At 70.5% G+C, this 23,671-nt stretch carries 20 protein-coding genes; 11 read left to right on the top strand and 9 right to left on the bottom strand.

What is annotated here, in order from left to right; translation table 11 throughout:
* Positions 1-74: 74 nt before the first annotated feature.
* Positions 75-1,061, top strand: a complete 987-nt coding sequence (locus AB0389_RS19575) for an ATP-binding protein (protein WP_366396683.1) — start codon at positions 75-77, stop codon at positions 1,059-1,061.
* A gap of 43 nt (positions 1,062-1,104) precedes the next feature.
* Here AB0389_RS19575 and AB0389_RS19570 read toward each other — a convergent pair whose 3' ends face one another.
* Positions 1,105-2,364, bottom strand: a complete 1,260-nt coding sequence (locus tag AB0389_RS19570) for a hypothetical protein (RefSeq protein ID WP_366396682.1) — start codon at positions 2,362-2,364, stop codon at positions 1,105-1,107.
* A gap of 305 nt (positions 2,365-2,669) precedes the next feature.
* Between AB0389_RS19570 and AB0389_RS19565 the strand changes: the two genes are divergently transcribed.
* From AB0389_RS19565 to AB0389_RS19540, 6 genes are all read left to right on the top strand, one after another.
* Positions 2,670-5,225 carry a SulP family inorganic anion transporter gene (locus tag AB0389_RS19565; protein ID WP_366396681.1) on the top strand — a complete coding sequence of 852 codons (2,556 nt, stop codon included), beginning with the start codon at positions 2,670-2,672 and terminating at the stop codon, positions 5,223-5,225.
* Positions 5,226-5,412: 187 nt separating this feature from the next.
* Positions 5,413-7,368, top strand: a complete 1,956-nt coding sequence (acs, locus tag AB0389_RS19560) for an acetate--CoA ligase (RefSeq protein WP_366396680.1) — start codon at positions 5,413-5,415, stop codon at positions 7,366-7,368.
* 201 nt (positions 7,369-7,569) lie between these two features.
* Positions 7,570-8,994: a Na+/H+ antiporter NhaA gene (nhaA, locus tag AB0389_RS19555; protein ID WP_366396679.1), complete on the top strand. Its 1,425-nt coding sequence runs from the start codon at positions 7,570-7,572 to the stop codon at positions 8,992-8,994.
* 71 nt (positions 8,995-9,065) lie between these two features.
* Complete coding sequence (locus AB0389_RS19550) at positions 9,066-9,560, top strand: phage holin family protein (protein WP_366396678.1); 495 nt, start codon at positions 9,066-9,068, stop codon at positions 9,558-9,560.
* Complete coding sequence (locus AB0389_RS19545; RefSeq protein WP_366396677.1) at positions 9,557-10,519, top strand: alpha/beta hydrolase; 963 nt, start codon at positions 9,557-9,559, stop codon at positions 10,517-10,519. Before AB0389_RS19550 ends, AB0389_RS19545 begins: the two co-directional genes overlap by 4 nt.
* A gap of 116 nt (positions 10,520-10,635) precedes the next feature.
* Positions 10,636-10,815 (top strand): hypothetical protein, encoded by a 180-nt coding sequence (locus tag AB0389_RS19540; RefSeq protein WP_366396676.1) that lies wholly within the window; start codon positions 10,636-10,638, stop codon positions 10,813-10,815.
* Between the two features lie 226 nt (positions 10,816-11,041).
* Here AB0389_RS19540 and AB0389_RS19535 read toward each other — a convergent pair whose 3' ends face one another.
* The 3 genes from AB0389_RS19535 to nth all read right to left on the bottom strand — a co-directional run bounded on the left by AB0389_RS19535 (position 11,042) and on the right by nth (position 13,988).
* Positions 11,042-12,241: a MarP family serine protease gene (locus tag AB0389_RS19535; RefSeq protein ID WP_366396675.1), complete on the bottom strand. Its 1,200-nt coding sequence runs from the start codon at positions 12,239-12,241 to the stop codon at positions 11,042-11,044.
* 97 nt (positions 12,242-12,338) lie between these two features.
* Positions 12,339-13,043: a CoA pyrophosphatase gene (locus tag AB0389_RS19530; RefSeq protein WP_366396674.1), complete on the bottom strand. Its 705-nt coding sequence runs from the start codon at positions 13,041-13,043 to the stop codon at positions 12,339-12,341.
* A gap of 135 nt (positions 13,044-13,178) precedes the next feature.
* Positions 13,179-13,988 (bottom strand): endonuclease III, encoded by an 810-nt coding sequence (gene nth, locus AB0389_RS19525; protein WP_366396673.1) that lies wholly within the window; start codon positions 13,986-13,988, stop codon positions 13,179-13,181.
* A gap of 359 nt (positions 13,989-14,347) precedes the next feature.
* On the opposite strand from nth, the gene AB0389_RS19520 reads away from it, so the two are divergent.
* Positions 14,348-15,022, top strand: a complete 675-nt coding sequence (locus AB0389_RS19520; protein ID WP_015034542.1) for a Crp/Fnr family transcriptional regulator — start codon at positions 14,348-14,350, stop codon at positions 15,020-15,022.
* Positions 15,023-15,163: 141 nt separating this feature from the next.
* Here the strand turns inward: AB0389_RS19520 and AB0389_RS19515 are convergent, their stop codons facing one another.
* From AB0389_RS19515 to AB0389_RS19500, 4 genes are all read right to left on the bottom strand, one after another.
* On the bottom strand, positions 15,164-15,994 hold the full coding sequence (locus tag AB0389_RS19515; protein ID WP_366396672.1) for an MBL fold metallo-hydrolase: 831 nt from the start codon (positions 15,992-15,994) through the stop codon (positions 15,164-15,166).
* Positions 15,991-16,959, bottom strand: a complete 969-nt coding sequence (locus AB0389_RS19510; RefSeq protein ID WP_366396671.1) for an NUDIX hydrolase — start codon at positions 16,957-16,959, stop codon at positions 15,991-15,993. Before AB0389_RS19510 ends, AB0389_RS19515 begins: the two co-directional genes overlap by 4 nt.
* A 106-nt stretch (positions 16,960-17,065) precedes the next feature.
* Positions 17,066-17,536 carry a RidA family protein gene (locus AB0389_RS19505; protein WP_366396670.1) on the bottom strand — a complete coding sequence of 157 codons (471 nt, stop codon included), beginning with the start codon at positions 17,534-17,536 and terminating at the stop codon, positions 17,066-17,068.
* Positions 17,533-17,694, bottom strand: coding sequence for a DUF4177 domain-containing protein (locus tag AB0389_RS19500; RefSeq protein WP_106965770.1), 162 nt, complete (start codon positions 17,692-17,694; stop codon positions 17,533-17,535). The genes AB0389_RS19505 and AB0389_RS19500 overlap by 4 nt, the downstream gene beginning before the upstream one ends.
* A 71-nt stretch (positions 17,695-17,765) precedes the next feature.
* Here AB0389_RS19500 and AB0389_RS19495 point away from each other — a divergent pair, with 71 nt between their 5' ends.
* Positions 17,766-18,731: an ArsA-related P-loop ATPase gene (locus tag AB0389_RS19495; protein WP_366396669.1), complete on the top strand. Its 966-nt coding sequence runs from the start codon at positions 17,766-17,768 to the stop codon at positions 18,729-18,731.
* Positions 18,728-20,140: an ArsA family ATPase gene (locus AB0389_RS19490; RefSeq protein ID WP_366396668.1), complete on the top strand. Its 1,413-nt coding sequence runs from the start codon at positions 18,728-18,730 to the stop codon at positions 20,138-20,140. The genes AB0389_RS19495 and AB0389_RS19490 overlap by 4 nt, the downstream gene beginning before the upstream one ends.
* 334 nt (positions 20,141-20,474) lie before the next feature.
* On the opposite strand, the gene AB0389_RS19485 is transcribed toward AB0389_RS19490, so the two are convergent.
* Positions 20,475-20,819 (bottom strand): WhiB family transcriptional regulator, encoded by a 345-nt coding sequence (locus AB0389_RS19485; RefSeq protein ID WP_030751176.1) that lies wholly within the window; start codon positions 20,817-20,819, stop codon positions 20,475-20,477.
* A gap of 408 nt (positions 20,820-21,227) precedes the next feature.
* Here AB0389_RS19485 and AB0389_RS19480 point away from each other — a divergent pair, with 408 nt between their 5' ends.
* Entirely contained in the window at positions 21,228-23,495 is a 2,268-nt protein-coding gene (locus tag AB0389_RS19480) for a transglycosylase domain-containing protein (protein ID WP_366396667.1), read from the top strand.
* Positions 23,496-23,671: the final 176 nt, after the last annotated feature.

Raw genomic sequence — 23,671 nt, 5'->3', positions numbered from 1 at the left:
ATGCCCCACCTTGGAGTGGTCTTCCTCACGGAAGTTCATCACCATCAGCAAGAGTGCTACTACGCTACGTGAACATGAAGATCGCTTTCGTGGGCAAGGGCGGCAGTGGCAAAACCACGCTGTCCTCGCTCTTCATCCGTCATCTGACCGCCAACGAGGCCACCGTCGTCGCGGTGGACGCCGATATCAACCAGCACCTCGGGGCCGCGCTCGGCCTCGACGAGGCGCAGACCGCCGCACTGCCCGCCATGGGCGCGCACCTCGGCCTGATCAAGGACTATCTGCGGGGCGACAATCCGCGGATCGCCTCCGCCGACGCGATGATCAAGACCACTCCGCCCGGCGAGGGATCGCGGCTGCTCAGGGTCGGCGAGAACAACCCGGTGTACGAGGCCTGCGCCCGGAGCGTACGGCTCGACGACGGCGAGATCCGGCTGATGGCCACGGGCCCGTTCACCGAGTCGGACCTCGGGGTCGCCTGCTACCACTCCAAGGTCGGCGCGGTCGAACTCTGCCTCAACCACCTGGTGGACGGGCCGGACGAGTACGTGGTGGTCGACATGACGGCCGGCTCCGACTCGTTCGCCTCGGGAATGTTCACCCGGTTCGACATGACGTTCCTGGTCGCCGAGCCGACCCGCAAGGGGGTGTCCGTCTACCGCCAGTACAAGGAGTACGCGCGGGACTACGGCGTCGCGCTCAAGGTCGTCGGCAACAAGGTGCAGGGCCGGGACGACCTGGACTTCCTCCGCGACGAGGTGGGCGACGACCTGCTCGTGACCGTGGGCCACTCCGACTGGGTCCGCGCCATGGAGAAGGGCCGCCCCGACCGCTTCGAGCTGCTGGAGGCGGACAACCGCTGCGCGCTCCAGGTCCTCCAGGACGCCGCCGAGGACTCGTACGAGCACCGCGACTGGGAGAGGTACACGCGCCAGATGGTGCACTTCCACCTCAGGAACGCCGAGAGCTGGGGCAACGCGAAGACGGGTATCGATCTGGCCGCCCAGGTCGATCCCGCCTTCGTGCTCAGCGAGGAACTCGCCGTACCTCAGCCCTCCTGATACGCCCGGAGCCCGGACGGCGCCCCCGGCGCCTTCCGGGTGGTCAGTGCTTCTCGGTGCGGCCCGCCGGGGCGCCCGCCGCCGCGGCGGTGAAGGCCGGCCAGCCGGTCCTGGGCGCCTCGCCGACCTTCAGATCGCGCAGCTTCTCCAGCGTCGCCGGGTCCTGCACGTCGAGCCAGTCGGCGAGTTCACGGAACGTCACACACCGGACGTCCTTCTGCACGCAGACCGTCTTGATCGTGTCCTCGACGGCGCGCATGTACGTACCGCCGTTCCACGACTCGAAGTGGTTGCCGATGATCAGCGGCGCGCGGTTCCCCTCGTAGGCACGGTCGAACGCCTGGAGCAGGCCGTCCCGCATCTGGTTGCCCCAGTACTCGTGCTCGTCCGGGTCGCCGCTGGTCGTTCCGGACTGGTTGTACATGAAGTTGTAGTCCATCGAGAGCGTCTCGAAGTCCCGGCCCGGAACGGGGACGAGCTGGAGCGGCAGGTCCCACAGGCCGTCGGTCTTCTTCGGCCAGATCTGGTTGCCGATGCCGCTGGAGTCGTAGCGGAAGCCCATCGTCCGGGCCGCCGCCATCATGTTCTTCTGCCCCTCCAGACAGGGCGTACGGCCGCCGACGACTTCCTTGTCGTAGTCGAAGGGCAGCGGCGCCTCGCCGGTCAGGCCGGCGTTGGTCTTCCAGTTCTTCACAAAGGACTTGGCCTGGTTGATCTCGCTCTTCCACTCCTCGACGGACCAGGTGCCGACACCGCCGTCCTTGCCGCAGAAGTGCCCGTTGAAGTGGGTACCGATCTCGCTGCCCTCGTGCCACGCGGCCCGCAGCTCACGCAGGGTGTCCTTGATCCCCTGGGTGTCGTTGAAGCCGATGTCCGAGCTGCCGGCGTTGTGCTTCGGCGGGTCGTACAGCTTGGCCTTCTCCTCGGGGAGCAGATAGACACCGCTCAGGAAGTACGTCATCTTCGCGTCGTACTTCTTGGCCACCTGCCGGAAGTGCGAGAAGAGCTTCTGGCTGTCCTCACCGGCGCCGTCCCAGGAGAACACCACGAACTGCGGTGGCTTCTCCCCCGGCTTCAGGCGCTGTGGCGTGGTGATGTTCGGCTGGACTCCGGTGAACGCGGTCGAGCCGTCGCCGATGAGCCGCACCGCGTTCTCCGGGGCCGCGGCCTTCTTCGCGCCGGGGGCACCCTTCGTGCCCGCCTCCTTGGCTTCCGGCGCTCCGGATCCGGAGCATCCGGCGAGACCGACGGCGAACGCCATGACGGCGGCACCGAAGGCGACTCTCTTTGTGGCGGCCAGCATCCGCCCACCCTCTTCCCTCAGGTTTCGTACGGAAGTGCCGCGCGGCGACTGCCGGCACGGCGCCGAGCGCCGACAACCTCGCATGAGGGTTGAAGATATGAATAAACGACAAGCCGAACAAAATGACCAATCACCACTGCGGGTGAATCATTGCCCCATTTACCCCAAAAGTCATGTCCGATTCTTTACTCTGCATTACGATCCATTTACTGAGAGTTGAGATAACGCATCCCGCCACTGCATGCCGTGACCCACGGCCGCGACCCACGTTCCGCGACCGCGCTGCCCCGGAGGAGACGGGAACCATGACTGCTGATGCCCCCACTCGCGCCACCCCCACTGTCCACAAACCCCCCGGCCCACCACCCGGTGGCCGCAGGTTCCGGATCGCCGGAGCCGACCTGTCCGCGTCCGTCTCCGTCTTCCTGATCGCGCTGCCGCTCTCGCTCGGCATCGCACTCGCCACCGGCGCGCCCCTTCAGGCGGGCCTGGTGGCCGCCGCCGTCGGCGGTCTTGTGGTGGGCCGGCTGGGCGGGGCTCCGCTCCAGGTCAGCGGCCCGGCCGCCGGACTCACCGTGGTCACGGCCGACCTGATCCAGCGGTACGGCTGGCGCACCACCTGTGCCATCACCATCTGCGCGGGACTGGCCCAACTGGGCCTCGCCGCACTCCGGGTGGCCCGCTCGGCGCTCGCCGTCAGCCCGGCGATCGTGCACGGCATGCTCGCCGGCATCGGCGCCACGATCGCCCTCGCCCAACTCCATATCGTGCTCGGCGGTACGCCGCAGAGCTCCGCCGTCGACAACGTACGCGGGCTGCCCGCCCAGTTGGCCAACCCGCATCCGGGCGCGCTCTCCGTCAGCGCCCTGACCGTGGCAGTGCTCCTGCTCTGGCCACGGATTCCCGGCCGCGCGGGCCGGATCATGCGCAGGCTCCCGGCGGCGCTCGCCGCCGTGGCGCTCGCGACGGCGGCGGCCGCCCTCGCCGGAATCCGCCTCGAACGCGTCGACCTGCCCTCCTGGAGCAGCCATGCCCTGCCCGAGCTGCCCGAGGGGCCGGTACTCGGACTGCTCGCCGCCGTACTGACCGTCACCCTGGTCGCCAGTGTCGAATCACTGCTGTCGGCGGTCGCCGTGGACAAACTGACGGCCGCGCGCGAGGACCGCGCCCGGATCCCGCGTGCCCGCCTCGACCGGGAGCTGGCCGGGCAGGGCGCGGGGAATGTCGTCTCCGGCGCGCTCGGCGGACTGCCCGTCACCGGGGTCGCCGTGCGCAGCGCCGCCAATGTCGCGGCGGGAGGCGCCAGCCGGAACTCGACGATGCTGCACGGGCTGTGGGTCGCGATCGCGGCCCTGCTGCTGGTGCCCGTGCTCGATCTGATCCCGCTGGCGGCCCTGGCCGCGCTGGTGATGGTGGTGGGCGTCCAGATGGTGAGCCTCACCCATATGCGCAGCGTCCGGCGGAACCGCGAACTGCTGGTGTACGTGGTGACGCTGGCCGCCGTCGTACTCACCGGCGTGCTGGAGGGCGTGCTAATCGGGATCGCCGTGGGGGTCGCGGTGGCGCTGCACCGGCTGACCAGGACCCGGATCACCGTGGAGGAGAAGGAAGGAGTGCATCGCGTGCGTGCCCGGGGGCAGTTGACGTTCCTCGCCGTGCCGAGGCTCAGCCGGCTGCTGCACCAGGTGCCGCGAGGCGCCGCCAGTGTGGTGGAGCTGGACGGGTCCTTCATGGACCACGCGGCGCACGAGGCGCTGCACGACTGGCGGGCCGCGCATATCGCGCAGGGCGGTACGGCCGAGTTCACCGGCCGGGCGGGCCGCCGTATCAGCGAGCCCGCCACCGTCGAGGCCCACGCCTGCTGCCGGCCCTGGACGCCCTGGCGCAATCACCACTGCGGCACGCATCCCGCCGCGGAGACACCTCTGTCCGGGGCGTCCGCCATCACCTCCGCCGCCGCGCCACCGGGGCCGGAGACCAGCGCCGTACCCACGGTCGCGGGACAGGTCGCGGGACCGCGAGCCGACGCGCCCCCGGGCACGAGCGCCGGCACGGTCGCCGGCAGGGGCGTCGTTACGGGGGTGGGGGCGGCGCCGATGGTGGCCCGGCCGGTCGGTGGCGACGGACCCGGCGGCGCGCTCCGTTCGGCGGGCGGCCGGCAACTGGCCAGCGGGCTCAGCTCCTTCCAGCGCAACACGGCCCCCCTGGTCCGCGGCGAGCTGGCGCGGCTGGCCCGTGAGGGCCAGCGTCCCTCGCAGCTCTTCCTCACCTGCGCGGACTCCCGGCTGGTGACCAGCATGATCACGTCCAGCGGTCCGGGAGATCTCTTCACCGTGCGGAACGTGGGCAATCTCGTTCCCCTGCCGGAGGCGGACAGCGCGGACGACTCGGTGGCCGCGGCGATCGAGTACGCCGTGGACGTGCTGCGGGTCGCGTCCATCACCATCTGCGGCCACTCGGGCTGCGGCGCCATGCAGGCCCTGCTGAACACGCCCGAGGGCGGCGAGGCGCCCCGTACCCCGCTGCGGCGCTGGCTGCGCCACGGACAGCCCAGCCTGGAGCGGATGAGGAGCCGTCACCACTCCTGGGCCAGGATCTCCGGGCGGCTGCCGGCCGACGCCGTCGAACAGCTCTGTCTGACCAATGTGGTGCAGCAGCTGGACCATCTCCGGGCGCACGAGGCGGTAGCGCGCCGGCTGGCCGACGGCACGCTGGAGCTGCACGGCATGTACTTCCATGTCGGCGAGGCCCAGGCGTATCTGCTGGCGGACGGTGTGGGGAGCCTCGGCAGTGGGGTGGGCGGGGACGAGGAGGTGTTCAACCGGGTGGCACCGACCGCCTTCGAGGAGTCGCGTGTCTGACGGCCGGTCTGAACCTCTCCCGCGCCGCATCCGTGGGAGTGTGTGGCCCCTTCTTTCCGTCCGCTCCGGGAGGGAGGGGCACCACACCGGTCTCGACCAATCTCCCGGAATGCCCCTTGTCACCCGGGCGCCCGGCTGATGAGCTAGGGCCGGGACACCTAGGACGCCCTGGGAAAGGAAGAAGTCGTTGAGCAACGAGAGCCTGGCCAACCTGCTCAAGGAAGAGCGGCGATTCGCACCGCCGGCCGAGCTGGCCGCGCACGCCAATGTGACGGCGGACGCGTACGAGCGGGCCGCGGCGGACAGGCTTGGCTTCTGGGCCGAGCAGGCGAAGCGGCTCACCTGGAGCACCGAGCCGACCGAGACACTGGACTGGTCGAATCCGCCCTTCGCGAAGTGGTTCGCGGACGGCGAGCTGAATGTCGCCTACAACTGCGTCGACCGGCATGTGGAGGCCGGGCACGGCGACCGCGTCGCGATCCACTTCGAGGGTGAGCCGGGCGACAGCCGCGCGATCACCTACGCGGAGCTGAAGGACGAGGTGTCGCGGGCCGCCAACGCCCTCACCGAGCTGGGTGTCCGCGCGGGTGACCGCGTCGCCGTGTATCTGCCGATGATCCCCGAGGCCGCGATCGCCATGCTGGCCTGCGCCCGGATCGGGGCCGCGCACTCCGTCGTCTTCGGCGGCTTCTCCGCCGACGCCGTCGCCTCCCGTATCCAGGACGCCGATGCCCGGCTGGTCATCACCGCCGACGGCGGCTACCGGCGCGGGAAGCCCGCCGCGCTCAAGCCGGCCATCGACGCGGCGGTCGCCAAGTGCCCGCAGGTCGAGCACGTTCTCGTGGTGCGCCGTACGGGCCAGGACACCGCGTTCGACGACTCCCGGGACGTGTGGTGGCACGACATCGTCGCCCGCCAGTCCGCCGAGCACACCCCGCAGCCGTTCGGCGCCGAGCACCCGCTCTTCATCCTCTACACCTCGGGGACCACGGGGAAGCCGAAGGGCATCCTGCACACCTCGGGCGGCTACCTCACCCAGGCCGCCTACACCCACCATGCCGTCTTCGACCTCAAGCCCGAGACGGACGTGTACTGGTGCACGGCCGACATCGGCTGGGTGACCGGCCACTCCTACATCGTCTACGGCCCGCTGGCCAACGGCGCGACCCAGGTGATGTACGAGGGCACCCCCGACACCCCGCACCAGGGGCGCTTCTGGGAGATCGTGCAGAAGTACGGGGTGACGATCCTCTACACCGCGCCGACGGCGATCCGTACGTTCATGAAGTGGGGCGACGACATCCCCGCGAAGTTCGACCTCTCCTCCCTGCGGGTGCTGGGCTCGGTCGGCGAGCCGATCAACCCCGAGGCGTGGATCTGGTACCGGGAGCACATCGGCGCGGGCCGGACGCCGATCGTGGACACCTGGTGGCAGACCGAGACCGGCGCCATGATGATCGCCCCGCTGCCCGGCGTGACCGAGACCAAGCCTGGCTCCGCCCAGCGGGCCCTGCCGGGCATCTCCGCGACCGTCGTGGACGACGACGCCCGTGAGGTGCCCAACGGCGGCGGCGGTTACCTCGTCCTCACCGAACCCTGGCCGTCCATGCTGCGCACCATCTGGGGCGACGACCAGCGGTTCATCGACACCTACTGGTCGCGCTTCGAGGGCAAGTACTTCGCCGGGGACGGTGCCAAGAAGGACGACGACGGCGACATCTGGCTGCTCGGCCGGGTCGACGACGTGATGCTGGTCTCCGGCCACAACATCTCCACCACCGAGGTGGAGTCCGCGCTCGTCTCCCACCCCAAGGTCGCCGAGGCCGCCGTCGTCGGCGCCAACGACGCGACCACCGGGCAGGCCATCGTCGCGTTCGTCATCCTGCGCGGTACGGCCAGCGTCGACGACGGTCTGGTGGCCGAGCTGCGCAACCATGTCGGGACGACGCTCGGCCCGATCGCCAAGCCCAAACGGGTCCTGCCGGTCGCGGAGCTGCCCAAGACCCGCTCCGGCAAGATCATGCGCCGGCTGCTGCGGGACGTCGCCGAGAACCGGCAGCTGGGGGATGTCACCACCCTCACGGACTCGTCCGTCATGGACCTGATCCAGACTCAGCTGCCCGGCGCGGCCAGCGAGGACTGAGGCTGCCCGGGCCGGGCGGGGTGAGGCGGGGTGAGGCGGGGCGGGGCGGAATCGCGCGCCTCCCCCGTACCCCGCCCGTCCGGGTAGTGTGGGCGACGCGTCAGCAGACGCGTCCACAACAGAACACGCTTTTCCAGGTGCGCCGGGAAGTCTGGTCGGCAGGTAGTTCGCCATGCCCGCCGAAGAACCGGAGACGCCCCCGTGCCCGCGCCCACCCCGAACCCCCGTCCGAACCCCGCTCCCCCGCGCCGTACGTTCCTCGGGCGGCTCTCCCTTCCCGAGCGGAACTACCTCACCGACGCGCTGCGCACCGAGACCGTCGGCGGGGTGCTGCTGCTGGTCGCAGCCATCGTTGCCCTGCTCTGGGCGAACACCCCGCTGAGCGGCGGTTACGCGTCCGTACGCGACTTCCATCTCGGCCCCGCCGCGCTCGGCCTCGATCTCTCCGTACAGCACTGGGCCGCCGACGGGCTGCTCGCCGTCTTCTTCTTCGTCGCGGGGATCGAGCTGAAGCGGGAGCTGGTCGCCGGGGAGCTGCGCGATCCCAGGGCCGCCGCGCTGCCCGTCATCGCCGCGCTCTCCGGGATGGCCGTGCCGGCCCTGGTGTACGTCCTGGTCAACACGGTCGGCGGCGGATCGCTGGACGGCTGGGCCGTGCCCGTGGCGACGGACATCGCCTTCGCGCTCGCCGTCCTCGCCGTCCTTGGCACGTCGCTGCCGTCCGCCCTGCGCGCGTTCCTGCTGACCCTCGCCGTCGTCGACGACCTCTTCGCCATCCTGATCATCGCGGTCTTCTTCACCGGCGACCTGAACTTCCCGGCGCTGGGCGGCGCCGCGGCCGGGCTCGTGGTCTTCTGGCTGCTGCTGCGCAAGGGCGTGCGCGGCTGGTACGTATATGTGCCGCTGGCCCTGGTCGTCTGGGGGCTGATGTACAACAGCGGCATCCACGCCACGATCGCCGGCGTCGCGATGGGGCTGATGCTGCGCTGCACCAGGAACGAGGGCGAGGAGCGGTCCCCCGGCGAGCGCGTCGAGCATCTGGTGCGCCCCCTCTCGGCGGGGCTGGCCGTGCCGCTGTTCGCCCTCTTCTCCGCGGGCGTCTCGGTCTCGGGCGGCGCCCTCGGCAAGGTCTTCACCCAGCCGGAGACCCTCGGGGTGGTCCTGGGGCTGGTGGTGGGCAAGACGATCGGCATCTTCGGCGGCACATGGCTGGCCGCGCGCTTCACCAGGGCCGAGCTGAACGAGGATCTCGCCTGGCCGGACGTCTTCGCGGTCGCCGCGCTCGCCGGCATCGGCTTCACCGTCTCGCTGCTCATCGGCGAGCTGGCGTTCGCGACGGACCAGGGGCTCGCCGACGAGGTGAAGGCCGCGGTGCTGACGGGCTCGGTGATCGCCGCCGTCTTCTCGGGCGTCCTGCTGAAGCTCCGGGTCCGTACGTACCGGGCCCTGTACGAGGAGGAGGAACGGGACGAGGATCGGGACGGTGTCCCCGACGTCTACGAGCAGGACGATCCGGAGTACCACCTGCGCATGGCCGAGCTGTACGAGGCGAAGGCCGCCGAACACCGGAGACTGGCCGCCGAACACGCGGGGGCAACGCGCGCGGACGGCGGCGGTCCGGCATGATCGGCACAACGAGTCCGTAGCCGCGAAGTCCGCGAAGTCCGCGAAGTCCGCGACGGAAGAGGGAGTCACCGATGAGCGACACCGGCACGCAGACCGCCCACGTTGTCCGGACCGGCACCGTTGTCGGGGCGGGCAACGCCGACCGGAGTATCGGGCAGTTGGTCGCCGCGGCGACCGCCGAGATGTCCGCGCTGGTGCACGACGAGATCGCCCTGGCCAAGGCGGAGGTCAGGGAGGACGTCAAGCGCGGCGTCATGGGCAGCGCCGCCGCCGTCATCGCGGGGGTGTTCGCCCTGTTCTCGCTGCCGGTGCTGAGCTTCGCGGCGGCGTACGGCATCCACAATCTGGGCCTCGGCCTCGCCTGGTCGTTCCTGATCGTGGGGGTGGCGTTCCTGCTGCTGGCCGGGGTGCTGATCCTGCTCGCGCTCCGGAAGTTCAAGAAGGTGAAGCCGCCGGAGAAGTCCATCGCCTCGGCCAAGGAGACGGCGGCCATTCTCCAGAACGTGAAGCCCCACCCCCGCGAGACCGGGGAAAGCCTGAAGTCTGTGGCACGCTCGACTGCATGACCCCACCCGCTTCCGGCCCCGGCGGCAGCCCCGGCCCCGGCCCGCACCCCGTCGCGTCCGCCGTACGGCTCGACGGCCCCTGGACCCATCGCGATGTGGCGGCCAACGGCGCGCGTTTCCACATCGCCGAAATGGGCGAAGGACCACTGGTGCTGCTGCTGCACGGCTTCCCGCAGTTCTGGTGGACCTGGCGCCATCAGCTGACGGCGCTGGCGGAGGCCGGCTATCGCGCGGTGGCCATGGATCTGCGGGGCGTGGGCGGCAGCGACCGTACGCCCCGGGGCTACGACCCGGCCAATCTGGCCCTCGACATCACCGGGGTGGTGCGCTCGCTCGGCGAGCCGGACGCCGCGCTGGTGGGTCATGATCTGGGCGGTTATCTCGCCTGGACCGCGGCGGTGATGCGGCCGAAGCTGGTGCGCAGGCTCGCGGTGTCCTCGATGCCGCATCCGCGCCGCTGGCGCTCGGCGATGCTCTCCGACTTCTCGCAGGGCCGGGCCGGCTCGTACATCTGGGGGTTCCAGCGGCCCTGGCTGCCGGAGCGTCAGCTCGTCGCGGACGACGCGGCGCTGGTGGGGCGGCTGATCCGGGACTGGTCGGGGCCGCGACAGCCCGACGACAAGGCGATCGAGGTCTACCGGCGGGCGATGACCATCCCGTCGACGGCGCACTGCGCGATCGAGCCGTACCGCTGGATGGTGCGGTCGATGGCCCGTCCCGACGGTATCCAGTTCAACCGGCGGATGAAGCGCCCGGTGCGGGTGCCGACGCTGCAACTGCACGGCTCGCTCGATCCGGCGATGCGGACGCGGTCCACGGCGGGGTCGGCGGAGTATGTGGAAGCGCCCTACCGCTGGCGGCTGTTCGACGGACTCGGGCACTTCCCGCACGAGGAGGATCCGGCGGCGTTCTCCTCGGAGCTGATCAACTGGCTCAAGGACCCCGAGCCGGACCGCTGACAGGTCGCCTCACCCATTGAACACTTGTCCTACGAAAAGCCAATTGCCGCGCGCATAGGCCAATTGGCCCTCTCCCGGGCGGTTACCGACCATGGGGCACGGGCAAAATTCGCGGTATGGGCTGGACGCACGACTACGGTGACGCCGCACGCAACCGCCGCTCGGCCGCTGTGCCGATCATTCGCAGAAGGGGCGGCTCCGAAGATCAGGGCCATGATCCCCGGCTCGGCATTCCCCGCATCCTGCGCCGCAGGGCCCGCTGGGTCTCGGCCCGGCTGCGCCATCAACGCGGCTAGGGCCTGTGTGGGGTTGTGATCTGGATCAGGGAGCGGGGCGTGGTGCGTGCGATCGCAAGGCGCCGAGAGGCCCTCGTAGCGGGGCTACTAGGGCATTTCGGCAACGCCGCGAGCGTGCGTGCCACGCCCCGCGAGCCCAGATCACAACCCCACACAGGCCCTAGTGCCCCTCCCGGCACTGGGCGCCCGTTTCCGGGCCCCGTCCCCACGTTCACGTACGTACCGGCTACAGGGCGCACGCCTGCGTGTCGACCTGCTGGTTCACGGTCCTGCCGAGCGTGATGTCCTCGCGGATCTCATCGACCGTCAGGGCGTAGCCGGTCTGCGCGTCGTCGAGCGACCTGGCGAAGATGACCCCGTAGACCTCGCCCGTCGGGGTGAGCAGCGGGCCGCCGGAGTTGCCCTGGCGTACGGTCGCGTAGAGCGAGTAGACGCCTCGCCGGACCTCGCCGCGGCGGTAGATGTCGGGGCCGTTGGCCTCGATACGGCCGCGGACGCGCGCTGAGCGCACGTCGTACGCGCCGTTCTCCGGGAAGCCCGCGACGATCGCGCCGTCGTTGATCTTCGCGTCCCGGTCGGCGAACTGGAGAGGCGTCGCCGGGAGGCCGGGGACGTCCAGTACGGCGATGTCGCGCGCCCAGTCGTAGAGGACGACCTTCGCGTCGTAGAGCCTGCCCTCACCGCCTATCTGGACCGTGGGCTCCTCCACGCCGCCGACCACGTGTGCGTTGGTCATCACGCGGCCGTCGGCGAAGACGAAGCCGGAGCCTTCGAGGACCTTGCCGCAGCTGGGCGCCGTACCGACGACCTTGACGATGGAGCTCTTGGCGCGGGCCGCGACCCCGCTGCCCGCGAGCGCCGGGTCGGGCGGGCTGACTTCGGGGATGTTCTCGTTGGCGAACGGGCTGAAGACCTGCGGGAAGCCGTTCTGCGCGAGGACGGACGAGAAGTCCGTGAACCAGGTCGATGCCTGCGACGGCATCACCTCGGAGATCTCGCGCATCACCTTCGAACCGCGGACCTCCTTGCCGAGCGTCGGCAGCGAGGTGCCCGCCAGGGCGGAGCCGATCAGCCACGCGACCAGCAGCATGGCCACGACATTGACCAGCGCGCCGCCGCTCGCGTCGAGCGCGCGCGCGGGCTGCCAGGTGATGTGGTTGCGCAGCCGGTTGCCGAGGTGGGTGGTGAACGCCTGGCCCACTGAGGCGCAGACGATCACTATGACGACCGCGATGACCGCGGCGGTGGTGGAGACCTCGGCGTCGGAGGTGAGCTTCGCCCACACCACCGGGAGGAGGTAGACGGCGACGAGACCGCCGCCGAGGAAGCCGATCACCGAGAGGATGCCGACGACGAAGCCCTGGCGGTATCCGACGACGGCGAACCAGACGGCGGCGAGCAGCAGCAGGATGTCCAGCACGTTCACCGTCAGTAGCCTCGCTTGCTCGCAGATACGTCTCCGGTCCCCCGGGTGGGGTAGCGCCGGGGGCACAGCTCGTGGGTCAGCCTGTCACGCGCGCCTGTCAGGCGCGCCAGTCGAGCGGAACCAGCCGGGAGGAGTCCCACGGCAGCTCCCAGCCCGCGAAGTGCAGGATGCGGTCGATGACCCCGGCCGTGAAACCCCAGACCAGGGCGGACTCGACCAGAAACGCCGGGCCCTGGTAGCCGCTGGGGTGGCGGGCCGTCGCGCGGTTGGCCGGGTCCGTGAGATCGGCCACGGGCACGGTGAAGACGCGGGCGGTCTCGGCGGGGTCCACGGCATCGACCGGGGTGGGGCGGCGCCACCAGCCGAGGACGGGCGTCACGACGAAGCCGCTCACCGGGATGTAGAGCCGGGGCAGCACCCCGAAGAGCTGGACGCCCGACGGATCGAGGCCGGTCTCCTCCTCGGCCTCCCGCAGCGCGGCCCGCAGCGGTCCCGTGGTGGCCGGGTCGCCGTCCTCGGGGTCGAGGGCCCCGCCGGGGAAGGCGGGCTGGCCCGGATGCGAGCGCAGACTGCCGGCCCGCTCCATGAGCAGCAGTTCGGGCCCTCCGGTGCTCTCGCCGAAGAGGACGAGCACGGCGGACTGGCGCCCGGCGCCGCTCGCGGGCGGCAGGAAGCGGCTGAGCTGCTCCGGCGCGACGGTCTCGGCGGCCCGGACGACGGGCGCGAGCCAGTCCGGCAGCCCGTCGGTGGTGACGGTGATCCCGGTCATCGGACCACCGTAGGTCTCTTTAGCGTGCGTCATGGGCACCCCCGTCGTAACAACGCCTGTCGTCGGCCGGATCGTTCCGCCGCGGGTGTTCCGCCCGCGCCCGGCCCCTCCGCTCTCCGCGCTCCGCTCCTCCGCCGCTCGTCCCTCATACGGTCCGGTCCGCCCCGGCTACTCAGCGCGGGCCGGGGCGGGCGTGCCGGGATAGCCGGCGGGCGGGTTGAGCCGCTGGCCCGGATAGCCGCCCATCTCGTACTTGAGGAGTTTGCGCGCCTTCTCCGGGTCGGTCTCGCCCTCTCCGTAGGAAGGGCACAGGTGCGCGATCGGGCAGGCACCGCAGGCCGGTTTACGGGAGTGGCAGACCCGGCGGCCGTGGAAGATCACCCGGTGCGAGAGCATCGTCCACTCGCTCCGCGGGAAGATCTCGGCGATCTCGGCCTCGACCTTCTCCGGGTCCTCCTGCTCGGTCCACCTCCAGCGGCGGACCAGCCGGCCGAAGTGTGTGTCGACGGTCAGGCCCGGGACGCCGAAGGCGTTGCCGAGCACGACGTTGGCCGTCTTGCGGCCGACGCCGGGCAGCGTCACGAGGTCGTCGAGCCGTCCGGGGACCTCGCCGCCGAAGTGGTCGCGCAGGGCGGTCGACAGGCCGATGAGGGATCGCGTCTTGGCCCGGAAGAAGCCGGTGGGGCGGACCAGCTCCTCCATCTCCTCCGGCACGGCCGCGGCCATGTCCTCGGGGGTCGGGTACTTCGCGAAGAGCGCGGGCGTGGTCTGGTTCACCCGGAGGTCGGTGGTCTGGGCGGAGAGGACCGTCGCGACCAGCAGTTCGAACGGGTTCCGGAAGTCGAGCTCCGGATGGGCGTACGGATAGACCTCCGCCAGCTCGCGGTTCGTCCGGCGGGCCCGGCGGACCATGGCCAGCCGCGACTCCGGCGCGGCGGGTTTGACCTGTGCCTCTTTTGCGGCTTTTTTCGGTTTCACCGAAGGCTGTTCGCCCACAGCGGAATTACGCTCCACGGACACTCTCCCAGCCCCCTTCGGCCTGTGCTGTCACCGGCGAGTTGAACACCCGGCCAGCGTAGAGCCCGGCACTGACATCCGCCCCGGCCATGGCCGATCACCACCCGAATCGGCCCCCCTGGCACGGATGGGCACGCCCGTACGTCAAACTTGTGATTGATCGCACGGTTTCGAACAACCGGAATTCGGGAGGGTGCGGGAAAGCCCGGCGATGCCGAGCCACCCGAGAAGAAGCGGCACGTACGGCATCATGGGGACCACGGTTCCTGAGCAGGTGGGGACCCCCCGGTCCCCTGAGCAGGTCGACAAGGAGAGAACACGTGGACGACGTTCTGCGGCGTGCCCCGCTCTTCGCGGCGCTCGATGACGAGCAGGCGGCAGAGCTGCGCGCCTCGATGAGTGAAGCGACGCTCGCGCGCGGTGACGCGCTCTTCCACGAGGGCGACCCGGGCGACCGGCTCTATGTGGTCACCGAGGGCAAGGTCAAGCTCCACCGCACCTCCCCCGACGGCCGCGAGAACATGCTGGCCGTGCTCGGCCCCGGCGAGCTGATCGGTGAGCTGTCGCTCTTCGACCCCGGCCCGCGCACCGCGACCGCCACGGCGCTCACCGAGGTCAAGCTCCTCGGCCTGGGCCACGGCGATCTCCAGCCCTGGCTGAACGCGCGCCCGGAGGTGGCCACGGCCCTGCTGCGCGCCGTCGCCCGCCGCCTGCGCAAGACGAACGACCAGATGTCCGACCTGGTCTTCTCCGACGTACCCGGCCGGGTGGCCCGCGCCCTCCTCGACCTGTCGCGCCGCTTCGGCGTGCAGTCGGAGGAAGGCATCCACGTGGTCCACGACCTGACCCAGGAGGAGCTGGCCCAACTGGTCGGCGCCTCCCGCGAGACGGTCAACAAGGCCCTCGCCGACTTCGCCCAGCGCGGCTGGCTCCGCCTTGAGGCGCGCGCCGTGATCCTGCTGGACGTGGAGCGCCTCGCGAAGCGCTCGCGCTGACCGACCGCGCCACCGTAAAAGCTGTCTGTACGTTCGAAGGGCCCCGCCTCCGCGTTCCGGAGGCGGGGCCCTTCGGCGTTCGGCGACCCGTTGTCAGTGGGGCGCGCTACCGTACGAACACGGAAAGTAACCGGCCGTCGGTCAGATCAGTCCGTGGTCGCGCAGGTACTCCAGCTGCGCGCGTACGGAGAGTTCGGCGGCCGGCCAGAGGGAGCGGTCCACGTCCGCGTAGACGTGGGCCACGACGTCGGGAGGTGTGCGATGGCCGTTCTCCACAGCGGTCTCGATCTGGGCGAGCCGGCCGGCCCGGTGCGCCAGATAGAACTCGACCGCGCCCTGGGCGTCGTCGAGGACCGGACCGTGCCCGGGCAGGACGGTGTGGACTCCGTCGTCGACCGTGAGGGAGCGGAGCCGGCGCAGGGAGTCGAGATAGTCGCCGAGCCGGCCGTCCGGGTGCGCGACGAGGGTCGTCCCGCGGCCGAGGACGGTATCGCCGGTGAGCACGGCGCGGTCGGCCGGGAGATGGAAGCAGAGGGAGTCGGAGGTGTGTCCCGGGCTCGGTACGACCCGCAGCTCCAGGCCGCCGGTGGTGATGACGTCGCCGCCGGCCAGCCCCTCGTCGCCGAGCCGCAGGGCCGGATCCAGGGCCCGTACCGGGGTGTTCGTCAGCGCCGCGAAGCGGGCCGCGCCCTCCGCGTGGTCGGCGTGGCCGTGGGTGAGCAGGGTCAGCGCGACCCGCTTCCCGGCCCGCGCGGCCGTATCGACGACGGCCTTGAGGTGGCCGTCGTCGAGCGGCCCGGGATCGATGACGACCGCCAGCTCGGAGCCGGGCTCCGAGACGATCCAGGTGTTGGTGCCGTCCAGGGTCATCGCCGAGGCGTTGGGCGCGAGGACGTTGACGGCGCGGGCGGTGGCGGCGCCGGACAGCACACCGCCGCGCGGCCGGCCGGGAAGGGCGGCGGCATCGGTCATCGGGGGCCTCCGCTCGGGCTGCTCTGCTCACGCGGACGGCCGGGGGCGGTGGCCGGGTCCGCCGGGGCGATCCGCTTCGTGAACTCGTCGTGTCCCGGCCAGCTGAGCACCAGCTCCCCGTCCACCAGCCGAGCCCTGGCCAGCACGGGCGTCATATCGCGCTCCGCGGCCCCGGCGAGCGCCTCGGCGGCCGTGCCGTACGGCTGGAGCTGACGCAGTGTCGAGACGGTCGGCGGCATCATCAGCAGCTCGCCCTTGTCGTACGCCGCGGTGGCCTCGCCCGGGCCGATCCACACCGTACGGTCGGCCTCCGTGGAGGCGTTCCTGGCCCGCTGGCCGGGCGGGAGCACGGCGACGAAGAACCAGGTGTCGTAGCGGCGCGCCTCGAACTCCGGGGTGATCCAGCGGGCCCACGCGCCCAGCAGGTCGCTGCGCAGCAGCAGCCCGCGCCGGTCCAGGAAGTCCGCGAAGGACAGTTCGCGGCCGACCAGGTCCTTACGGTCGGCCTCCCAGCCGGCGCCGGTCGTGTCGGCCACCACCGTCCCGGCGCTGCCGCCGGCGAGCAGGACGCCGGTCTCCTCGTACGTCTCGCGTACCGCCGCGCAGACGATGGCCTGCGCGGACGCGGTGTCGACGCCGAGCCGGCGCGCCCAGGTGTCGCGGGTCGGTCCGGCCCAGCCGATGAGCCGGTCGTGGTCCCGCGGGTCGACCCCGCCGCCGGGGTAGGCGTAGGCGCCGGCGGCGAAGGCCATGGAGGCCCGGCGCCGCAGCATGTGGACGGCAGGGCCGGTGGAGCCGGCCGGACCGGCGGATCGGGCCCCGTCATGGTCCGGAGCGCCGCCCGCGCGGTCGCGCAGGAGCATCACGGTCGCCGCCCGCCGGGGGGCCACGGGCGTCAGCTCACCGGCGGCGAGAGCGCGGATCCGCTCGGGCCATTCGGGCGGGTACCACTGACCATTGGGCATGGCCGGATGCTATGCGCTGGGGCGTCGATGTTCGAGGGCACATGCGCCGCATGTGCCCTCGGTCAGTCCTCGGTCAGCCCTCGGTAAGTCCCTGGCCGGTCCCCGGTCAGTCCTCGGTCAGCTCGACCTGGACCTCGACCTCGACCGGCGCGTCCAGCGGAAGCACCGCCACACCGACGGCGCTGCGCGCGTGCAGGCCCTTGTCTCCGAGGACCTGGCCGAGCAGCTCGCTGGCGCCGTTGATGACGCCCGGCTGCCCGGTGAAGTCGGCGGCCGAGGCGACGAAGCCGGTGACCTTGACCACGCGCGCGATCCGGTCCAGATCGCCGATGACCGACTTCACGGCGGCCAGGGCGTTCAGCGCGCAGATGCGCGCCAGCTCCTTGGCCTCCTCCGCGGTGACCTCGGCGCCGACCTTGCCGGTGACCGGAAGCTTGCCGTCCACCATCGGGACCTGGCCCGAGGTGTAGACGTACGCCCCGGACCGTACGGCCGGCTGGTACGCGGCCAGCGGCGGTACGACCTTGGGCAGCGTCAGGCCCAGTTCGGCGAGGGCTGCCTCGACTGCTCCGCTCATGCGCCCTTCTCCCGCTTCAGATAGGCGACGAGCTGCTCCGGGTTGTTCGGCCCGGGCACGACCTGGACCAGCTCCCAGCCGTCCTCGCCCCAGGTGTCCAGAATCTGCTTGGTCGCGTGCACGAGAAGAGGCACAGTCGCGTATTCCCACTTGGTCATGGAGCGACTGTAGTCGTACCGCGTGGCAGCCTCGTGCGTAGCCCGCGGCCTTACTGGTTAGGCTCGAATACGTGAGCAGGCTCCAGGTCGTCAGCGGCAAGGGCGGTACCGGTAAGACGACGGTCGCCGCCGCACTCGCGCTCGCCCTCGCGACCGAGGGCAAGCGCACTCTCCTCGTCGAGGTCGAGGGCAGACAAGGAATCGCACGGCTTTTCGAGACCGAGGCACTTCCGTACGAAGAGCGGAAGATCGCCGTCGCTTCGGGCGGCGGTGAGGTGTACGCACTGGCGATCGACGCCGAGCGCGCGCTCCTCGACTACCTCCAGATGTTCTACAAGCTCGGCAGTGCGGGCCGCGCCCTCAAGAAGCTCGGCGCGATCGACTTCGCTACGACGATCGCCCCCGGCGTACGGGACGTCCTGCTGACCGGCAAAGCATGCGAAGCCGTACGCCGACGGGACAAGCAGGGACGTTTCGCCTACGACTATGTGGTGATGGACGCGCCGCCCACCGGCCGCGTCACCCGCTTCCTGAACGTGAACGACGAAGTGGCCGGGCTCGCGAAGATCGGCCCCATATACAACCAGGCGCAAGCCGTGATGCGCGTCCTGAAGTCCCCAGGAACGGCCGTGCACATGGTCACGCTCCTGGAGGAGATGCCCGTCCAGGAGACGGCGGACGGCATCACCGAACTGAAGGCCGCCGAACTGCCGGTCGGCAAGGTGATCGTCAATCAGGTGCGGCCCCACCTGCTGGACGAGGCGGCCGTACGGGCCGCCGCCGGAGACCGCCGCGAGGAGGTCGCCGCCTCACTCGCGACGGCCGGGCTGGCCGCGCCGGCGAAGCTCGTCGGGCCGCTCCTCGACCAGGCGGCCGAGCACGCGCAACGCGTCGAGCTGGAGCGCGAGCAGCGGGCCGTCCTGGCGCGGCTCGGGTTGCCCACGTACGAACTCCCCTTCATCGGGGAGGGGCTGGACCTCGCCGGTCTCTACCGGCTGGCGGGCGAGCTACGGCACCTCGGGGAGGTCTTCGCATGACCCTGGACTCCGCGGCGGCGCCGCTCGACATCGACCCGCTGATCGACGACCGCGCCACCCGCATCATCGTGTGCTGCGGCTCCGGGGGCGTCGGCAAGACGACGACCGCGGCGGCGCTCGGCGTACGGGCCGCGGAGCGCGGTCGCAAGGTCGTCGTCCTGACCATCGACCCGGCGCGCAGGCTCGCCCAGTCCATGGGCATCGACTCGCTCGACAACACACCGCGGCGGGTCAAGGGTGTCGAGGGCCCCGGCGAACTGCACGCCATGATGCTCGACATGAAGCGGACCTTCGACGAGATCGTCGAGGCGCACGCGGACGAGGAGCGGGCCCGCTCCATCCTGGACAACCCCTTCTACCAGTCCCTGTCGGCCGGCTTCGCGGGCACGCAGGAGTACATGGCGATGGAGAAGCTGGGGCAGCTGCGGGCGCGTGACGAGTGGGACCTGATCATCGTCGACACCCCGCCGTCCCGCTCCGCGCTGGACTTCCTGGACGCGCCGAAGCGGCTCGGGTCCTTTCTGGACGGGAAGTTCATCAGGCTGCTGATGGCCCCGGCGAAGATGGGCGGCCGGGCCGGGATGAAGTTCCTGAATGTCGGCATGTCGATGATGACGGGCACGCTCGGGAAGCTGCTCGGCGGTCAGTTCCTGCGCGACGTGCAGACGTTCGTGAGCGCGATGGACACGATGTTCGGCGGTTTCCGTACGCGCGCGGACGCGACGTACCGGCTGCTCCAGGCGCCGGGCACGGCCTTCCTGGTCGTCGCGGCGCCGGAGCGTGACGCGCTGCGGGAGGCCGCGTACTTCGTACAGCGCCTGGCGGAGGAGGAGATGCCGCTGGCCGGGCTGGTCCTCAACCGGGTGCACGGCAGCGGGGCGGCGCGGCTGTCGGCGGAGCGGGCGCTGGCCGCCGCGGAAAATCTTGAAGAGGGCCGCATGGCGGATCGGGAAGCGGGGAATGCTTCCGGACGAGGCACTGCAGCACCGGCCGACTCCTCTCCCGAAGCCGCCGGGGCGCACGAGCCCACCCCCTCGCCGCACGAAGCAGAAGCAGAAGCCGCGGAATCCGCCACCGAGGCTTCCGGGGCCCCCGAGGGCCGCCACCCTCGATCAGCCATGTCCGATCCGTCCGACCTGCCAGGACCATCCGCATCCGCACCGGCATCGGAGTCCACCGCCGCGCCCGCTTCTGTCACAAGTGTGGAACAGCTGACGGCCGGTCTGCTGCGTCTGCACGCCGAGCGGATGCACGTGGTCGCGCGTGAGCAGCGCACGCGTGATCGCTTCACCGCGCTCCATCCCGAGGTGGCGGTGACCGAGGTGGCCGCCCTGCCGGGTGATGTCCATGACCTCGCCGGGCTCAGGGCCATCGGCGACCGTCTCGCGTCGGCGCGTACGGACGCGTAGCGCGCCGGCTCTCCACGCACGCGAATCGCGACAAGGCCGCGACAAGGCGCGACGGCACACGGCGCTCACGGCCCGGGGCGACGGCGCGTCCGGGGCTACGTGCGCCCAGGGCGACGCGCGGCCGGGGCGGACAGCGGCTTCGGCACGCGCGTACGACATACGCCTGCCTCGACAAGCACCCGCGTCGACCTGTACCTGCGTCGACACGCGCGTACGCGCCGAAGCGCTTTCCGCCCCACCCCACGCCATGGCGGGAGCCGTTACCCGGGGCGGGCCCCCGGGTGCCCCCGGATCGGTGCCCCCGGATCAGTGCTCCCGGATCGCCGCGCCCGGGCTACCCCACCGCCGCGTACGTCTCGTACGTCTCGTCGTCCTCCAAGCCCACGGGCAGCAGGCCCGCGCCGCGCTCGTACTCCGTGCGCGCCGTCTCCAGCAGCCGCCGCCACGAAGTGACGGTGGGACGCCTGCGCAGCAGTGCGCGGCGCTCCCGCTCCGTCATCCCACCCCACACGCCGAATTCGACGCGATTGTCCAACGCGTCGGCCAGGCACTCGGTCCGCACCGGGCATCCGGTGCACACCGCCTTGGCCCTGTTCTGCGCCGCGCCCTGTACGAACAGTTCATCTGGATCGGTAGTGCGGCATGCTGCCTGCGCACTCCAGTCGGTTACCCAGCCCATGCTGGCGCCGTCCTCTCCCGAATCGAGGCTCCCCCACGGCGGCAGCGGCATATTCACCGTTGCCAGTTGAGGACGTTACGGAAGGCGGGCACAGCGCAACACCCCCTTCGGGCCCAATCTTGAATGGCCCGAACGGACTATGCGTACGCGGCAGATCACCCAGAGGAGTGACCCAGGGGCATATGCGACTGGTCCGACAGAGTCGGAAATTTCAGGGCCACCACAGAGGACATCCGGCGACAGACATTAACGATTCGGGCATCGGCACGGACATGGCTTTCCATGTTTCGGGTTCACGGAAAGTTCATCGGCGGGTCTTGATGCGGGACCGCACTGCTGTGACAGTTGAGGACAGCTTAGGCCAGAGCCTTGACGCGTGTCCGGCGATTGAGAACGTAGGCTGCCCCCATGCCAAAATCGCGCTCCGGCGGGGGTCTGTCCGGGACCCAGCAGGCCGCCAAATTCCTCGGTGTCAGCGTGCTCGCGGGGGCTGTGCTGGCGGGCATCGCCCTGCCGGCCTTCGGGGCACTGGGACTGGCGGCCAAGGGAACGGTCGAAGGATTCGACGAGATCCCCGCCAACCTCAAGACTCCGCCCCTGAGCCAGCGCACCACCATCCTGGACTCCAAGGGCGGCAAGATCGCCACGGTGTACTCGCGTGACCGCACGGTCGTGCCCCTGACGGACATCTCCCCGTACATGCAGAAGGCGATCGTCGCGATCGAGGACTCGCGCTTCTACGAGCACGGGGCCATCGACCTCAAGGGTGTGCTGCGCGCGGTCAACCGCAACGCGCAGTCGGGCGGTGTCGCGCAGGGCGCCTCGACCCTGACGCAGCAGTACGTGAAGAACGTGTTCGTGGAGGAGGCAGGCGACGACCCGGACAAGGTCGCGCAGGCCACCCAGCAGACCCTGGGCCGCAAGATCCAGGAGCTGAAGTACGCGATCCAGGTCGAGGAGGAGCTGGGCAAGAAGAAGATCCTCGAGAACTATCTGAACATCACCTTCTTCGGGCAGCAGGCCTACGGCATCGAGGCCGCCGCCCAGCGCTACTTCTCCAAGCCGGCCAAGGACCTGACGCTCCCCGAGGCGGCCATGCTGGCGGGCATCGTCCAGTCGCCGAGCCGGTACGACCCGGTCAACGACGAGGAGGAGGCGACCAAGCGGCGCAACACCGTGATCCAGCGGATGGCCGCCGTCGGCGCCGTCTCGCAGGAGGAGGCGGACAAGGCCAAGGCCGAGCCGATCGCGCTGAAGGTGAGCCGCCCCAAGAACGGCTGCATCACGGCGGTGAGCGGCGCGGGCTTCTTCTGCGACTACGTGCGCAACGTGTTCCTGACCGACCCGGCCTTCGGCAAGACGCGCGAAGAGCGGGGCAAGGTCTGGAACCAGGGCGGTCTCACGATCCGTACGACGCTCGACCCGCAGGCGCAGAACTCGGCGCAGGAGTCGATCAAGAAGCACGTCTACAAGAGCGACGCGGTCGCCACGGCGCTCACCATCGTCCAGCCGGGCACCGGCAAGATCCTCGCGATGGGCCAGTCCAGGCCGTACGGCTTCGACAAGCACGAGACGCAGATCAACCTGTCCGTCGACCAGAAGATGGGCGGCGGCGCCGGGTACCAGCCGGGCTCGACCTTCAAGCCGATCGTCGCCGCGGCGGCGCTGGAGCGGGGCATCTCGCCGACGCAGGCGTACTCGTCGCCGTACCAGATGGACTACCCGAGCCCGATCTCGACGTGCGCCGGCAACTACGTGAACACCAGCGGCGAGAAGCTGGAGAACGAGGACGAGTCCGAGGTCGGTCCGTACGCGATGAAGGAGGCGATGGCCAAGTCGGTCAACACCTACTTCGTCCAGATGATCGCTCAGACCGGCACCTGCGCCGTCACCGAGCTGGCCGGCAAGCTCGGCGTCAACCGCGCCGACGGTTCGAAGCTGGGGACCGGTCCGGCCATAGCGCTGGGCACGGAGGAGATGTCGCCGCTGACGATGGCGCAGGCGTACGCGACCTTCGCCTCCCGGGGCACGCGGTGCGAGCCGATCGCGATCGAGTCGATCACCGGCCCGGACAAGAAGTCGATCCCGGTGCCGAAGAAGTCCTGCGCTCGGGTGATGTCGGAGAACACGGCCGACACCATCACCGCGCTGCTGAAGGGCGTGGTCGAGGACGGTACGGGCCAGCAGGCGGGCCTCAGTGACCGGCCGAGCGCGGGCAAGACCGGTACGACGGACGGCCGTTACGCGGCCTGGTTCACCGGCTACACGCCGAACATGGCGACCGCGGTGTGGGTCGGCGACCCGGCGCACGCCAAGCGCATGATCGACATCTCCATCGGCGGCCAGTACCACGACAAGGTGTACGGCGGCGACACGCCGGGGCCGATCTGGCGCGACGCGATGAGCGGCGCGCTGTCGGGCCGGCCCGTGGAGCAGTTCAACGACATCGTGATCCCGGACCCGCCGAAGAACAAGGACCGGGACAAGCAGGACGACAACCAGAACGACGACTCGAACGACTCCAACGACCAGAGCGCGCAGGGCGGCGTCTCCGCGGGCAACACGTCGACGGGCAACAACGGCGGCAACGAGAACAACAACAGCGGCGGCTTCGGCGGCTTCCCCGGCGGCAACAGCAACCAGGGCGGCGGCTTCGGGGGCGGCCGGGGCAGGTAGTACGACCGGCAGGTAGTACGGCCGGCGGTAGTACAGCGGTAGGAAGTACGGCTTGTACGTGCTGACGGCGGCGGGGGGGGGGACGGGACACCCCCCCCCCCCCGGCGGTTTTGGGGCACCAAACCCCCCCACAATTAAATGGGGCCCCCCCCCCCCCAGATAATATCCCCCGTTTT

The organism is Streptomyces sp. NPDC093109 (genome assembly GCF_040701725.1).
In the GTDB taxonomy this organism is placed as follows: Bacteria; Actinomycetota; Actinomycetes; order Streptomycetales; family Streptomycetaceae; genus Streptomyces.
This window is presented reverse-complemented; position numbering and strand designations above follow the sequence as displayed.

Bases quoted from the DNA above. Each gene is read 5' to 3' on its own strand.
- AB0389_RS19505 (WP_366396670.1), bottom strand. From the start codon at position 17,536: ATGAGCGGAGCAGTCGAGGCAGCCCTCGCCGAACTGGGCCTGACGCTG.
- AB0389_RS19550 (WP_366396678.1), top strand. From the start codon at position 9,066: ATGAGCGACACCGGCACGCAGACCGCCCACGTTGTCCGGACCGGCACC.
- AB0389_RS19500 (WP_106965770.1), bottom strand. From the start codon at position 17,694: ATGACCAAGTGGGAATACGCGACTGTGCCTCTTCTCGTGCACGCGACC.
- AB0389_RS19480 (WP_366396667.1), top strand. From the start codon at position 21,228: ATGCCAAAATCGCGCTCCGGCGGGGGTCTGTCCGGGACCCAGCAGGCC.
- AB0389_RS19545 (WP_366396677.1), top strand. From the start codon at position 9,557: ATGACCCCACCCGCTTCCGGCCCCGGCGGCAGCCCCGGCCCCGGCCCG.
- AB0389_RS19510 (WP_366396671.1), bottom strand. From the start codon at position 16,959: ATGCCCAATGGTCAGTGGTACCCGCCCGAATGGCCCGAGCGGATCCGC.
- AB0389_RS19485 (WP_030751176.1), bottom strand. From the start codon at position 20,819: ATGGGCTGGGTAACCGACTGGAGTGCGCAGGCAGCATGCCGCACTACC.
- AB0389_RS19575 (WP_366396683.1), top strand. From the start codon at position 75: ATGAAGATCGCTTTCGTGGGCAAGGGCGGCAGTGGCAAAACCACGCTG.
- AB0389_RS19490 (WP_366396668.1), top strand. From the start codon at position 18,728: ATGACCCTGGACTCCGCGGCGGCGCCGCTCGACATCGACCCGCTGATC.
- AB0389_RS19565 (WP_366396681.1), top strand. From the start codon at position 2,670: ATGACTGCTGATGCCCCCACTCGCGCCACCCCCACTGTCCACAAACCC.
- AB0389_RS19515 (WP_366396672.1), bottom strand. From the start codon at position 15,994: ATGACCGATGCCGCCGCCCTTCCCGGCCGGCCGCGCGGCGGTGTGCTG.
- AB0389_RS19540 (WP_366396676.1), top strand. From the start codon at position 10,636: ATGGGCTGGACGCACGACTACGGTGACGCCGCACGCAACCGCCGCTCG.
- AB0389_RS19530 (WP_366396674.1), bottom strand. From the start codon at position 13,043: ATGACGCACGCTAAAGAGACCTACGGTGGTCCGATGACCGGGATCACC.
- AB0389_RS19570 (WP_366396682.1), bottom strand. From the start codon at position 2,364: ATGCTGGCCGCCACAAAGAGAGTCGCCTTCGGTGCCGCCGTCATGGCG.